Raw genomic sequence first — 13,001 nt, 5'->3', positions numbered from 1 at the left:
GCAATAAACTGCGGACAGTACTCAACCGTACTCATTCTCTGATTAAACTAAAAACACAATAGGAGTACGGTTATGAAATATCTAATCCAATCTGCAAAGCGATACAAATCGCTTATTTATCTTTGTCTTGTTTTAGGGTTCGCCGGAACTTTCCTGCAAAGTTTCAGTGCGCGTTATCTTCAAAAAATCGTCGATCGTTTTACTGCGGGCACTTTAACGCCGATGAACATCGCCGTTTACGGCATGGCGTTGGCACTGCTTTTCGTTATCAGTTATCTCAACAATTATCCGTGGCGCAAGCTGGAATCGGGAATCCCTTTACTCTTAAAAATCAATGCCCTCCGAAAAGTATCGGTCATCGATTACCTGTCATATATCAAATTGGGCACAGGCGAATTGATTCAGCGAATCGAAAACGGCGCTTCGGCGGGCTCAAGTATTTTCTTGGGGTTTTATCTGCGGCTTGCAAGCGAGTTGATTCCCTCGATGGTATTCAGCATCATTTTCGTTTTCATCATCAGCCCTGTGGTGACGGCAGCGATCATGATCGGTTATCTCGTCGTTTTCGTCATCACGAATATTTTGTTGAAAGCGCTGTATCAGGTGAAAGGCCGAATTCTCGACAGCGAGGAAAAATTCAATCACTATTTCGTGCGCGGTTTAATGGAGATGGTCGTGTTTCGCGTTTATCGGCGTTTCACAAAGGAACTCCGAAAAGCGGAGTCCGCCTCCGATGAAATCATCTCTTCCAACGTGAAAATGAAAATGACGCATGAGGCGTTTTTTACCATTTTCGCCTTACTTATCGCTTTTATCAAGATCGGAGTCATCGCATACGGCTGGAGCTCCAAAACCCTGTCGATCGGTCAGATCGTCGCGCTGGTCGCGCTTGTGGATTGCGCATATCAGCCGATCGCCGTCATCAATGTGTCGTATGTCCAATACAAGCTCGATAAAGTCGCTTTCGCCAGATATACGGAATTTCTGGATGCAAAAGAGGAAGCACGGCTCACAGAAGGGGAAACTGTCCCCGAAATCAAAGGAGACATCTCCTTCTCGAAGGTCGGCTTTGATTATGATAACCGTGAGATATTGAACGATTTCGATCTGGATATTCAAAGTAAAAAGAAAGTCGCCTTCGTAGGCGAAAGCGGCTCCGGCAAAACGACCGCCGTCAAGTTATTGGTCGGGCTTCTGCATCCCCGAACCGGGCAAATCACAATAGATGGCTTTGACTTGAATCGGATCAATCTTAATGACTATTACAAACACGTCGCCTATCTCCCGCAGGAACCGTCCGTATTCGACGGAACACTGCGCGAGAATCTCGTTTTTGATGAAACGGCAGCGGATGGCGACTTGACAGAGGTCCTCGAAAAAGCGGGATTGGGCGGCTTATACGCCAAATTGGAACATGGATTAGAAACTCCGTTAGGTGAAAAAGGGGTGCGTTTATCCGGCGGGGAGCGTCAGCAGCTTGCGATCGCCCGGCTTTGGTTTTCCAAGGCGCAAATCGTCATATTTGACGAAGCGACGTCGGCGATTGACAACTTGACGGAGGAAGCCGTCATGAAAAATGCCATGGCTTTTCTTTCGGATAAAACCGTCATCTCAATCGCCCATCGGTTAGATTCTATCAGGTCTTTCGAAACCATTTTCGTGTTCCGGGACGGGCACATCGTGGAGCAAGGCGGCTTTGACGAATTGATGGAAAAGCGCCGGTCGTTTTATGAATTATACAACAGGTCAACAATATCGCCAACATGATGCCGGTGGGCAGTGCCCGCTCCCAATACGCGCGTTAAAATCTGCCGATTTTGTACCTTCATAGCCGCGTTTCCATCCTCGGTGTTTTTGTAGGGGCGGATATCATTCGCCCGCATCATAAACGCGTTAAAAAATCTGCGAACCGCAAATCCGATAACGCACTTCAATAAATTCCCCTCTATATGGCGTCGCAAGCGACACCTTTGGGGTGACACGGCGAAGCCGTGACGGGGTGGCTCGTTTCCCTGTAGGGGCAGCATCCTTGACGACCTCATTCATTGTAGTGGCGTACCTGCATTGTGCCCGCAAATTCCTCTCCACGAAGAGAGAGTTTTTACTTGTCCTTCTAATTTGCATTTAACTGCCGCTATTCATTACAAATCTACCACCCGAAAAACCGATTCTACTCCCGGTTTACCCGCCTAAATTTGCGGTTTATATTCATTTTCATTCGGTCGATTGCAGATTTTTTCCGCTTGTGCTATGATGAATCCGTCGGGGAACCAGATTTTTTCAAACCTCAATCCGGCGAAAGGATGGTTTTGTCGATGCCCTCATTACGCGCTGTTACATTACGCAATCAAATTCGCTTTTTAAAACCGCTCACATCTAAAATGGACATTAAAACCGCTCGTGCGGGTCAGGACGCTTTCGGCGCACTCGGTGCGTCGGCCAACGCGCGCAAGCTCATCTTTTCGACCGTTACATTCGGAATTTTCAAAGCCCGTTATATCACCCGGCGGGAAAACGCCAACAATAAAGTCATTTTATATCTCCACGGCGGGGCCTATACCGCCGGAGACATCAAATACGCCTCCGGTTTCGGCAGCATTCTCTGCGCCCGAACCGGTGCTGATGTTCTCTGCCCCGCCTACCGTCTCGCTCCCGAACACCCCTTCCCGGCTGCTCTGCGCGACGCGGTGGCCAGTTACGAATACCTATTAGCTGAAGGCAACCAACCCGAAAACATCTCCCTTGTCGGCGAATCAGCCGGCGGCGGATTAATTTTTTCAGTGGCGATGGAACTGCGGGCAACCGGGCTTCCGCTGCCGCATAAACTCGTCGCAATCTCCCCGTGGGCGGACCTGACCTTCTCAGGCAAATCCTATGAAGATAACCGAACTGTCGATCCGTCGCTGTCCGAAGACCTCTTGCGACAATATGCCGTGATGTACGGAGGGGACGATTTGTCCAACCCGTTGATCTCGCCGATCTTCGGCGACTTGTGTGGTCTTCCTCCCGCTTTGATTTTCGCGGGTGGGGACGAGCTGTTGCTTTCCGATGCCCGAAATCTGGCCAAACGGATCGCCGCCTGCGGCGGAAGGTGCGAATTGATTGTCGAAGACGGTATGTGGCACGTCTATCCGTTGTTCAACTGCCCCGAATCCGATGCCGCGCTCAATAAAATCAATGACTTTTTGGAGATGTCAAATGGCCGCTAAACCGTGGATGAAACTCGATAATGCCGCCAAAATCTATCCGGCGGCAAAACGCCGCAATTGGACGGCGCTGTTTCGGCTATCCGCACAGCTGACCGAGCCGGTCGACCCGGTGGCGCTGCGGGCGGCTTTGGAATCGACCGCAAAACGATTCCCGACCTTCACGCTGCGTCTGCGGCGGGGTGTGTTCTGGTTTTATCTCGAACACATCGACGGCGTGCCCGATATCCAGCGCGACGTGGCAAACCCCTGCGTGCGCATGGATCTCCGCCAAAACCGGGGCTTCATGTTCCGCGTCCGTTATTATGAAAACACCATCGCCGTTGAAATTTTTCATGTTTTAACCGACGGCACCGGCGGATTTATTTTTCTCAAAACATTGGTCGCCGAATATCTGCGCATCAAATACGGCACGGTCATCCCACGGGACGCCGAAATTTTGGACTGCTCCGAACCGCCGAAGCCCGATGAATACGAGGACGCTTTTTTCAAATTTGCCAAAGGCCACACCGCCCCGCGCGGCGAGAGCAGCGCTTATTACCTAAAAGGCACGCTCGAAAAACCCGACGTCATCCACATCACCAACGGTCAGATGCCCGTTGACATTTTACTTGCCAAGGCCAAAGAGAAAAAGGTTACTTTGACCGAATATCTGACCGCCGCATTGATCTTGGCCATCGACAAAGTCCAGCGCGCCGAAGGAAGGCCCCAGCGGATGCTGAAGCCGGTCAAGATCTGCGTACCGGTCAACCTGCGCAAATTCTATCCGACCCATACGCTGCGCAATTTTTCGAATTACACCAACCCCGGCATCGACCCGCGCTACGGCCAGTTTACTTTTGATGAGGTTCTTTCGGCCGTCCACCACCATATGGGCATTGAAGTCACCGAGAAAAAACTCAACGCTAAAATTTCGACCAACGTTAAAAGCGAAAGCGCGCGCGTCATCCGCCTGATGCCGCTGTTCATCAAAAACTTCGCCATGAAGATGACCTTTAAATTCGTCGGAGACCGCCAGACCAGCAGCAGCATTTCCAACCTCGGCGCGGTCAAACTGCCGCCCGAGATGGAGCAGTATGTTACCCGCATGGACTTCATCCTCGGCCCGCTGTCGAGAAACCGCGTGATCGCGGCGATGCTGTCCTATCAGGGTACCGTCTATTTCAATTTTACCCGCATCATCAAAGAGACCGTCATTGAGCGCGAATTTTTCCGCTTTTTGATCAAACAGGGCATCCCGGTCCGCATCGAAAGCAATCAGATCCGGGAGACCGACGAATAAATTTTTACGAAGGGAACGGTCGTCCAATATGTCCTACTGCGTCAACTGCGGCGTGGAGCTCGCCCCCGCCGAAAAAAAGTGCCCCCTGTGTGGCGTGCCGGTGATCAACCCGGCTGCGCCTCCGTCCGATCTACCGGTCGCGAAATCCTATCCGACCCGCATGGAGATGATCTCCAAAAAGATCGACCGAAAATATTTCGCGTCATTGGCCAGCATCCTGCTGATGATCCCGCTGCTGGTGACGGTTATCGTCGACCTGATTACGGGAAGCGGACTTTCATGGTCGCTGTATGTTATCGGCGCGCTGTTTTTGCTGTTCGTCTGGGGCGCACTGCCGTTCTTTTTCACAAAACGCCACCCCGTATGGTTCGCGCTGCTCGACGGGCTCGTTTTAATAGGTTATGTCTTTTGGATCGCCTTTATCTCGAATGGCAACTGGTTTTTGCCGCTCGGACTGCCGATTTCAGGCAGCGCGGTTTTGCTCGCGTTCGCCATCACGGCGCTGTTTTCGGATAAAAAACACCGCGTCGCGGGTCTGTCTAAATTGGCGTCGCTGCTGTTCGCCTCCGGTATGATGACGGTCTCGGTCGAACTGATCCTCGATGCCTATCTCGGCCAGCCCATCATCCCGCAGTGGTCGCTGTATGCCTTTATCCCCTGTGTTCTGCTGGGCCTTTCTGCCGCGGTTTTGGAACACCGCCGTAACTTCAAGGAGCAAATCAAAAAGAGGTTGTTCTTTTAAACTCTTAACCTAAGTTAAGACTTTAATATTTCTTGAAAATAATCCCTTTTAATGTTAATATTAAAGGGTGATTTTATTTAACCTAAATTAATAACGCATCGAGTTTTATAAGGGAAAGGGTGGAATTCAACAATGAAAGGAAAAATAGCTTCTATACGCACCTCAGTTCAAAGTGGACGTGAATACGGCTTTATAAAAGGAGAGGATGACTCCTCTTATTATTTCGATAGTCGATCCTTATCAAACGATAAAAAGATGACAGATTATTATGAAGGCGATATTGTTGAATTTTCTGTTTTAGAAAAAAGAGACGGGAAAAAATCTGCGTACAGTATAACTTATATTGAGCCGAAAATCATCACACCGACTGATAAATTGTCAGTAAATATAGAAAACAAAAAATCATAAAATGAATACTATACACCAGGATATTATCGTCATATGAATCGGGAACATATGCGCACAGAATATTTAAAAGACAATTCCGGTGAATATGAAGTATTAGATAAATTAAAAGATATTCTATATATTTCACACGTAAGTCATCACGAAATGGGCGGAGACGATGTAGTATTCCCCTTTTGTTTAATTGGAGCAACTGAAAGCCTTAAACAGTTTATACGAGGCAAATATGAATTCCTACTTGTTTTCTCTCATTTTGATAATTGTGATTGGCAACAAAATACATTACGGGCAATTAAGTTTATTCGACAGCGCAAAGAAATTGCCGGACGCCGCCCACTTGTAAATTTCTATTTATTGGTAAGTAATGCACGAAATTTGAAAGTTGAAATTGATAAGATGAAGGGTGGAACCGAAGCTGCTATTATTCCATTTTCTTTTTCCGAAATATTATCTTGCAATGATTCATCTTCACTTACTGCTTTGCTTTTAGACCGGTTCAAAGAATACATTTTTGAAAATAATATGCTTGGTGAGACAAATCCTATTGAAGAAGAGCAATTGTTATTTGGTGATCGAGGAAAAATTGCAGATGCAATAGTACATCGATGCATTGAAAAAAAACACTCCGGAATATTTGGATTACGTAGAAGCGGAAAATCTTCTGTGTTAAAGGCAGTTACTCGTAGGCTCGATTATGCGAAAATAAAGTATCTTAATATCGAAGCCAGATCATTCCTCGAAGGACTTGATTCATGGAAAACCGCATTATTTGATATTGCTAAGGAAATTAGACATATAACATTAGACCTCGTTCAAGTAGAAAATGAGACAAGAAGCGAGTTAACTGAGCGATTAAAATTAAGGAGCACCGAGGAGGACTATAATAAACGTCCATCACAATGTTTTGTTGAAGATGTAAGGAATTATATAAGTAATGAATCTGTATTTGTAATAGCAATTGATGAAATAGAATTGATCACTTACAATACAGCTTCATCGTCGACATGGAAATGCTTGGATGCATATAAGGGCTTTTGGGGTGCCCTCCGCGATTCAGGGTGTTCATTGATTCTATGCGGCGTAAATTCTACAATTAACGAAAAAAATATTATAGAATTTCAAGGTGATTCCTGCGATAACCCTATGTATGAACGAATTCACAATTGTGCAGATTTCTCCAAAACATATTTGCCTGCATTTACAGATGAACAAACAAAAACAATGATAAATACATTAGGCAGCTACAGTAATATTGCTTTTGATGATATATATGTTGATATTAACAGGGCTTTCGGCGGTCATCCATATGTAATTCGTCAATTCTGCTCCTATTTATTTGAATGTATAAAAGATCTCAGAATTCCCAATCAGTTATACATGATTTCAAAACCTACGTTTACTGCATTGATTTCTGAATTTAACAATTCCGATAAAGGGGTACAAGTATTTAATACGATTTTACAGCACATAATTATTTATAAGAGCGAATATGAAATGTTAAAAAGGTTTGCTTTATCACCAGATAAATATAAAAAAATTGAACATAAAGACATTTCACTGATTGATCATTTAGAAAAATACGGTTTAATCGAATATGATAAATCTACGTCTTTTATAACTTTTAATATAAAATCAATACAAGATTATATTTGTAAAACAGAAACTAAGTCGCCTCAAGATATGACAAACGAAGAACGTAGACAATATGTTCAAAGCAAAGTTTATATATGTGAAACTAAGCTTAAAAAATATATTTTCAACTATTATACATATCACGGAGGTGATGCAGCTGGAATAGCATTATTAAAGTCAAAGCTACAACCAAATCCAAAAGCTAATCCACAACCAGATCCAGCTTTTTGTAGATTAAGAGATTATTTTGATCACAAACAATACATTATGTATTTTTCTACATTAAAAAAACTTATTACAAATAATTGGTCAACCCTCGGAAAGGCTATCGAATCTGCTAATATGAGCAAAAGCAGATTTGAAGTTCTAATGGAATGGCTAAATGCAGGTAGAACTGATGCTGATCATTATGATCCTGAAGATATGACGAGCCCCGACGATTGGCAAATTGATGATAGCATTATTAAATGCTTTATGACCTCATACGAAGCGTTTGAAGCACTTTTTAATTCATTGAATTTATAAAACAAAACATCATTAAAATTTTAATTCAACTAACTGCTCACTTTGCCTTTTACGGTCTCCAATATTCCTCAATCAATTCCCGCAGAATCTTCACGGCTTTTGCGGGTCTGCCTGGGTCGCCCATCAGCGTGTAAACGTCACGGAAGATGATCTCGATCTCACACCCCTGCGCTTTCGTAAGGGTGTCTTTCATATATTTCCGGTAGCCGTCCTCGTCAAACACCGGGTCAGCGCCCAAAAACCGCGGCGACGGTTTGCGCGAATAGATGATTTTCGTGCCGCGCAGCGCCTCTCCCATGATGTCCTCATCGCACCAGGCCGAGATCGACACCTTGCGCATATTGGGCAGATTCTTTAAGCACTTGTGCCAAATCGAATGCACCGGTTCGCAGCAGCCGTAATAAACCAGCCCGAACCGGTCTGCGATTTCCGCAATATACGGATAGACGAATTCGGTATACATATCGGGTGAAATGGCGAACGACTCCTGCGAATTCGTGTTGCCCCACTTGTTTTTAGCCATGGGGATTCCGTCCGCCGGGACTTTCAGTTCATCGGAAAACCCGAAACTGCCCGCTCCTGCATAGTTGTTGCCGGTATCGGACGTAAACAGCTTTTCTTTTTCCGCCCAGTCGATATAGCGCTGCATATTGACGGTCAGGTAACGCATCAATTCATGTACGCCGTCGGGATTGTCGGAGAGCTCATACATCCACTGCTCCATACCCATCAGCTGTATGATCTTGGCGGTGTGCATATAGTACCAAACCTGCTGGCGGTTGGTCGGAACACAGGGCAGAATATCCCCGACCGCGTCTTTAACCGCCGCCAGTTTATCGGCAAACCGCTTGCGGTCAAAATTGAACTCGAACGGCTTTAGCTTCGAAAAATCCTTTTCCAGTGACTTGATCGGATAATTATATTCATAGCCGATATTGCGCCCCTGCGTGTCAACGGCGTGGTGCATCTCAATCGACATGCCGAATTCGCGCACCTCGATATCCATAAAAACTTCTATAAAATCCGGCACCACAATATCGTCGTCAATGCGCTCGTGCTGTAAAATTTTCGATAATAAATACCGCTCAAGCTCTATGGCGAACTTGCCCTCACACTTCGGCTCAGGCAGAAAATCACGGTTAAACGACCCCTGCTCCACCACGATCAGCGGCTTGACGCCCTTGACCGCATTGTGCGCATACCATTGCTTGGTGCGCTCGGCCATAATCGGCAACGCGGCGTATTCGGCCTGCTTCTCGGCCAGTTCCCTCAAATATGCTTTATCCTTTGCGGAGATAAAAAATTCATCCATTTCAACACCCCCGCTCTATTATAAAGGCAATAATTCTTCGGGTCAATAGCAATTTTCCGAGTTAACATACCCGGAATCATGCATTAAAAATTCCCCTCTGTGGAGGGGTGGCGCGAAGCGCCGGGGTGGTTAAATAATGTAATAAATATTAAACTCCTGAACTCCAAATTCTCCTACCTCTTCCGCTCAATCCCCCAACAGGCAACCGCCATTGTCAGAATCAACGCAACCTGCAGCGGTTCGACCGCCGCTTCATAGAGGAAAAACGAACAGATCATCGGATAACACATGGCAGACACCATCTGAACCGGTGTAAAAAGAACCACGTCCCCGATCCGGAAAGCCACCTGCGCCGCGCCGACCGAAGCTCCTCCCGTCAGCAGATAGAAATATAAAAAAGGCGAGGCGAATATCTGTGCGCTGATCGCTCCGGTCTGTTTGACCAAAATGTTCAACATCACCACGCTGAGCCCCATCATAAAGCCCGAAAACACCCCGAGCAGGGCGACTTTGTGCTTTTTATCGAATTTGAACAAAAGCGGAATTAGCACAAGTATCGGCAGGGCCAGCAGCGGATAGAGGTAAGTCCGGTTCAACTCTCCCGAGGTATCGGTCAGATGAAAGCTCAATAAGACGATGCAGCCGACAATCAGCAGCCCGTATATCATGTCCGTACGATACAGCTTTTCTTTGAGGAAGAAGTGCGATAACACCACGGTCAATGCGATGTTAAATCCCGACAGCGCCGAGATAATGTGCGGTGCCAGTTTTTCGGAGGCAATAATCATCGGAACAGCCGAAAACGCATAGGCGACAATCATTCCGGTGCACCAAATCAAAAACAAAGCCCGCGCATTTTTCGGACGTTCGTTTTTGCGCGTCATCCATCCGCAGCCTTTTTTCTGCAAAATCGTGCCGACCGAACCCAGCGCCGAGCTGAGCAGCGCCATCGTGATATATAAGATGCCCGTCGCCCCCTTTCAATCGTAGAACCCGTATCTATTATATAACTTATCCGTAAGAATGAAGCGTCATCTTCACCGAAGCAGTGATATTGTTTGCTCCTGCGAACAGTGATATTACTCACTTTGTTCATCGTGATATTATATTCGTCTTTCCCAACTATTCGCAAATAATATCAGCTCACAATGCCGCCGAATCTGCGGCACGGACGAACATAACTAAAAAACCACGCGAAGCGTGGTTTTTTCATGGTGGGCGCTAACGGACTCGAACCGCTGACCATCCGCACGTCAAGCGGATGCTCTACCAACTGAGCTAAGCGCCCAAAGCCGCTCTATTTTAACATAACAAATGATAAAATGCAACACCTTTGCGAAATTTTTTCGCGAAATCCGGTTTGACATTTCCTGCCACATTTTCTATAATGAATTTATCTTTTCGTGTTCATCAACAAACCATCGTTTCGTGAGAGGTATCACATGAAAAAGCATTTACCGTTTTTATTTATCTGTGCTTTGTTATTCAGCGGCTGCGGACAGGCGCGTTCCTACGCTCCCGCCGTCATCTCCTCATCGCGATTAAGCGTGTCTTCCGTCCCCGTTCAATCCGTCCAAACCCACATCGATGAAATCTCTTCTGCCATTTCAGCCGTTGAATCCGAAATCGTCTCCGAGACCTCATCCGCAATCTCGTCTGCTGTTAACACGCAGGAATCCTCTGCGGTTTTCTCCGAAGCCGCATCCTCCCAAGTCAGCTCATTTGTTTCAACCGTATCTTCCGCCATGAATTCAACAGTAACCTCCTCCAAAATGACTTCTTCTCAACAAAGTGCAGCGGAAAACTCGGTACTCTCGTCTTCGAGTTTTACTGCTTCTTCTGAAAGTCCGGTTTCCTCTACGGTCACAAACGTTCAAGATATCCAAATAATTTCCCTGACATCGCCGATTGTGCACGGGCAAGATGCCACCATTACTATAAAAGGCACACCGGGTGTAAAATACACCATTCAAGTCATCTACAAATCCGGCGCAAGCGAAGCGAGCGGTTTGGAGCCGAAAACCGCCGGTTCGAACGGTATGGTCACCTGGAGCTGGAAAGTCAGCAGCCGAACCACCCCCGGCACCTGGTCTATCGAAATCGCAGGCGGCGGAGCGTCAGTCACCGTGCCCTTCGTTGTGACCGAATGAGAAGCAAGAACAATTAAGTACTGTGTTTTACCGCACTATTCACCGTTGTTTTTAAGCACGTCAATTCGTGTATATCAAACGAAACCCACCGCACCGAAAATCGGTGCGGCGGGTTTTTCTCATCCTGAAGATTCCGGGCAAATCCGGTCCGGACTCTGTGTTATATTACATATTGTCCTTGATCGCCTTCTCAATTCTGGCCTTTTCGGCCTCGGTCAGCGTACGCAGCGGGCGGCGGCAGGTGTCGTTGTCCAAGATACCCAATACCTTGGCTGCATACTTCATGCCCGGCAGCGTTCTGGCTTCAACAGTCGCCTGAACGACGTTGTTGAGCCGGATCTGTTCGGCCATCGCGGCTTTGATATCGTTTTGCTCAAACAGCTTCTGAACCTTGATAAACTTCTCAACCTGGAAATTCATCGAAGTGCCGATGGCGCCATCGGCGCCGGCAGGCAGTGCATAAGCGAAAGCCTCGTCTTTACCGCTGAAAATCGGTTTTTTTGTAGCCTGTTTGATGCGATTGAGCACATAGTAATCCGTCTGTGTATATTTGAGTGCGTAAACCCGATCGTCGGACAGCAGATCGCAGTACTGTTCCAAACTCATCGTGCCCTGTGTGGACAAACTGTAGACCATAATTTTCAGCCCGCAGGCGTCGGCGATATCGGTATAGTAGCTTTTCACTTCACCGGCCTGATAGGGATAATAAAACGGCGGGACCGAGGCGACCGCATCCGCTCCCAAAGAAGCGGCATGCTTTGCGAACATGATGGCATTATCGACACCGGGCGAACCGATGTGCGCAATGATATGCGCACCGTCGGCGGCTTTCATGGCGACTTCGAGCGTCTTCTTGCGTTCTTCTTCGGTCAGCAGGACGAATTCGGCGGAACTGCCGGTCGTGTATAAACCGTCAGCGCCTTTGTCCAGCACGCTGCGCACCAGTTTTTTCAACCCGTCATAGTCCACCGTGTAATCGCTTTTAAAAGGGGTAAAAATCGGAACAAGGATTTTCGGATTTTCTCTTGACATGAAAACAGCCCTCTTTCATGAGTTTCTTGTGCCATTGTACCCCAAAAGTGAATCTCTGTCAATGTTGCAACTTTCGACTTCAAGTGCTACAATATGGACGCGCAAGCCATGATGAAAGGCAGGGAGATCTCTATGATACAAAACAGAAAAAGCGCCTTAAAAAAAGAGAATGGCGCATTCAAAGCATTTATGGACAAGCGGTGGTTCTGGCTGTTTTTCCCGCTGGCCGTTATCTACATGGAACTGGTACTCAAAATCGCCGATTATCAGAACCCGTTTAATGTCGGCTTGATATATATGATGTTATTTTCGCTGTCGCTGGGAATCTTCCTGACGATGCTGTGCACGCTGTTTTCCCCAAAAACCAATCTGACCCTTGCAAAAGTCATCAGCATCCTGTTCTGGGTCTGGTATTCGACACAGGCCGTTTACCACTCGATCTTCAGAACTTTTATGGTGCTGTTTTCAATTCAAGGCGGCGGTGATGCGATCACAAACTTCTGGAAAGCCGCGCTCAACGGCATCTGGAGAACCTCCCCCGTCATTATTCTTTTGTTTATCCCTTCTTTGCTGCTGATTTTATTCGGTAAGAAATTTTTAGCTCCGCGCAAGACCAATAAAGGATTTGCGTTATTGAATATCGGCGCTTCGGCAATCCTGTACGGCCTCACCGTTCTCATCATTTTAGCCTCGAATTCAAGCGCCATGTCCAGCA

11 protein-coding genes and 1 tRNA gene are annotated in these 13,001 nt (G+C 46.8%); 8 read left to right on the top strand and 4 right to left on the bottom strand.

Features of this window, described 5'->3' with window-relative positions; translation table 11 throughout:
• Positions 1 to 72 precede the first annotated feature (72 nt).
• The 6 genes from PK629_05600 (at position 73) to PK629_05575 (ending at position 7,792) form a co-directional block, all read left to right on the top strand.
• Positions 73 to 1,767 carry an ABC transporter ATP-binding protein gene (locus tag PK629_05600; protein ID HOP10947.1) on the top strand — a complete coding sequence of 565 codons (1,695 nt, stop codon included), beginning with the start codon at positions 73 to 75 and terminating at the stop codon, positions 1,765 to 1,767.
• Between the two features lie 548 nt (positions 1,768 to 2,315).
• Positions 2,316 to 3,209 carry an alpha/beta hydrolase gene (locus PK629_05595; GenBank protein ID HOP10946.1) on the top strand — a complete coding sequence of 298 codons (894 nt, stop codon included), beginning with the start codon at positions 2,316 to 2,318 and terminating at the stop codon, positions 3,207 to 3,209.
• A complete protein-coding gene (locus PK629_05590) occupies positions 3,199 to 4,488 on the top strand; it encodes an alcohol acetyltransferase (GenBank protein ID HOP10945.1) in 1,290 nt (429 codons plus the stop codon). The genes PK629_05595 and PK629_05590 overlap by 11 nt, the downstream gene beginning before the upstream one ends.
• A 28-nt stretch (positions 4,489 to 4,516) precedes the next feature.
• Positions 4,517 to 5,230: a hypothetical protein gene (locus PK629_05585; protein HOP10944.1), complete on the top strand. Its 714-nt coding sequence runs from the start codon at positions 4,517 to 4,519 to the stop codon at positions 5,228 to 5,230.
• A 132-nt stretch (positions 5,231 to 5,362) separates the two neighbouring features.
• Positions 5,363 to 5,638, top strand: coding sequence for a cold shock domain-containing protein (locus PK629_05580; protein ID HOP10943.1), 276 nt, complete (start codon positions 5,363 to 5,365; stop codon positions 5,636 to 5,638).
• Between the two features lie 33 nt (positions 5,639 to 5,671).
• The gene (locus PK629_05575) at positions 5,672 to 7,792 is read left to right on the top strand and encodes a hypothetical protein (GenBank protein ID HOP10942.1); all 2,121 of its coding nucleotides are present in this window, start codon (positions 5,672 to 5,674) and stop codon (positions 7,790 to 7,792) included.
• A 49-nt stretch (positions 7,793 to 7,841) separates the two neighbouring features.
• Here PK629_05575 and PK629_05570 read toward each other — a convergent pair whose 3' ends face one another.
• The 3 genes from PK629_05570 to PK629_05560 all read right to left on the bottom strand — a co-directional run bounded on the left by PK629_05570 (position 7,842) and on the right by PK629_05560 (position 10,392).
• Positions 7,842 to 9,104, bottom strand: a complete 1,263-nt coding sequence (locus PK629_05570) for a hypothetical protein (protein HOP10941.1) — start codon at positions 9,102 to 9,104, stop codon at positions 7,842 to 7,844.
• A gap of 173 nt (positions 9,105 to 9,277) precedes the next feature.
• Positions 9,278 to 10,054, bottom strand: coding sequence for a hypothetical protein (locus PK629_05565; protein ID HOP10940.1), 777 nt, complete (start codon positions 10,052 to 10,054; stop codon positions 9,278 to 9,280).
• A 262-nt stretch (positions 10,055 to 10,316) separates the two neighbouring features.
• Positions 10,317 to 10,392, bottom strand: a tRNA-Val gene (locus PK629_05560).
• A gap of 154 nt (positions 10,393 to 10,546) precedes the next feature.
• On the opposite strand from PK629_05560, the gene PK629_05555 reads away from it, so the two are divergent.
• Positions 10,547 to 11,254: a hypothetical protein gene (locus PK629_05555; protein HOP10939.1), complete on the top strand. Its 708-nt coding sequence runs from the start codon at positions 10,547 to 10,549 to the stop codon at positions 11,252 to 11,254.
• A 165-nt stretch (positions 11,255 to 11,419) separates the two neighbouring features.
• Here PK629_05555 and PK629_05550 read toward each other — a convergent pair whose 3' ends face one another.
• Positions 11,420 to 12,286 (bottom strand): dihydrodipicolinate synthase family protein, encoded by an 867-nt coding sequence (locus PK629_05550; GenBank protein ID HOP10938.1) that lies wholly within the window; start codon positions 12,284 to 12,286, stop codon positions 11,420 to 11,422.
• A 132-nt stretch (positions 12,287 to 12,418) separates the two neighbouring features.
• On the opposite strand from PK629_05550, the gene PK629_05545 reads away from it, so the two are divergent.
• The coding region (locus tag PK629_05545; protein ID HOP10937.1) for a hypothetical protein at positions 12,419 to 13,001 on the top strand (583 nt) is incomplete at its 3' end.

The sequence above is a fragment of the Oscillospiraceae bacterium genome (genome assembly GCA_035380125.1).
Lineage (GTDB): Bacteria > Bacillota > Clostridia > Oscillospirales > JAKOTC01 > DAOPZJ01.
The sequence above is the reverse complement of the archived record's forward strand: the minus strand, read 5'-3'. Positions and strand labels throughout refer to the sequence as shown.

What these genes read in the sequence shown, in the direction of transcription:
- PK629_05600 (HOP10947.1), top strand. Translation starts at nt 73, where the DNA reads ATGAAATATCTAATCCAATCTGCAAAGCGATACAAATCGCTTATTTAT.
- PK629_05570 (HOP10941.1), bottom strand. Translation starts at nt 9,104, where the DNA reads ATGGATGAATTTTTTATCTCCGCAAAGGATAAAGCATATTTGAGGGAA.
- PK629_05555 (HOP10939.1), top strand. Translation starts at nt 10,547, where the DNA reads ATGAAAAAGCATTTACCGTTTTTATTTATCTGTGCTTTGTTATTCAGC.
- PK629_05565 (HOP10940.1), bottom strand. Translation starts at nt 10,054, where the DNA reads ATGGCGCTGCTCAGCTCGGCGCTGGGTTCGGTCGGCACGATTTTGCAG.
- PK629_05595 (HOP10946.1), top strand. Translation starts at nt 2,316, where the DNA reads ATGCCCTCATTACGCGCTGTTACATTACGCAATCAAATTCGCTTTTTA.
- PK629_05580 (HOP10943.1), top strand. Translation starts at nt 5,363, where the DNA reads ATGAAAGGAAAAATAGCTTCTATACGCACCTCAGTTCAAAGTGGACGT.
- PK629_05550 (HOP10938.1), bottom strand. Translation starts at nt 12,286, where the DNA reads ATGTCAAGAGAAAATCCGAAAATCCTTGTTCCGATTTTTACCCCTTTT.
- PK629_05575 (HOP10942.1), top strand. Translation starts at nt 5,672, where the DNA reads ATGAATCGGGAACATATGCGCACAGAATATTTAAAAGACAATTCCGGT.
- PK629_05585 (HOP10944.1), top strand. Translation starts at nt 4,517, where the DNA reads ATGTCCTACTGCGTCAACTGCGGCGTGGAGCTCGCCCCCGCCGAAAAA.
- PK629_05590 (HOP10945.1), top strand. Translation starts at nt 3,199, where the DNA reads ATGGCCGCTAAACCGTGGATGAAACTCGATAATGCCGCCAAAATCTAT.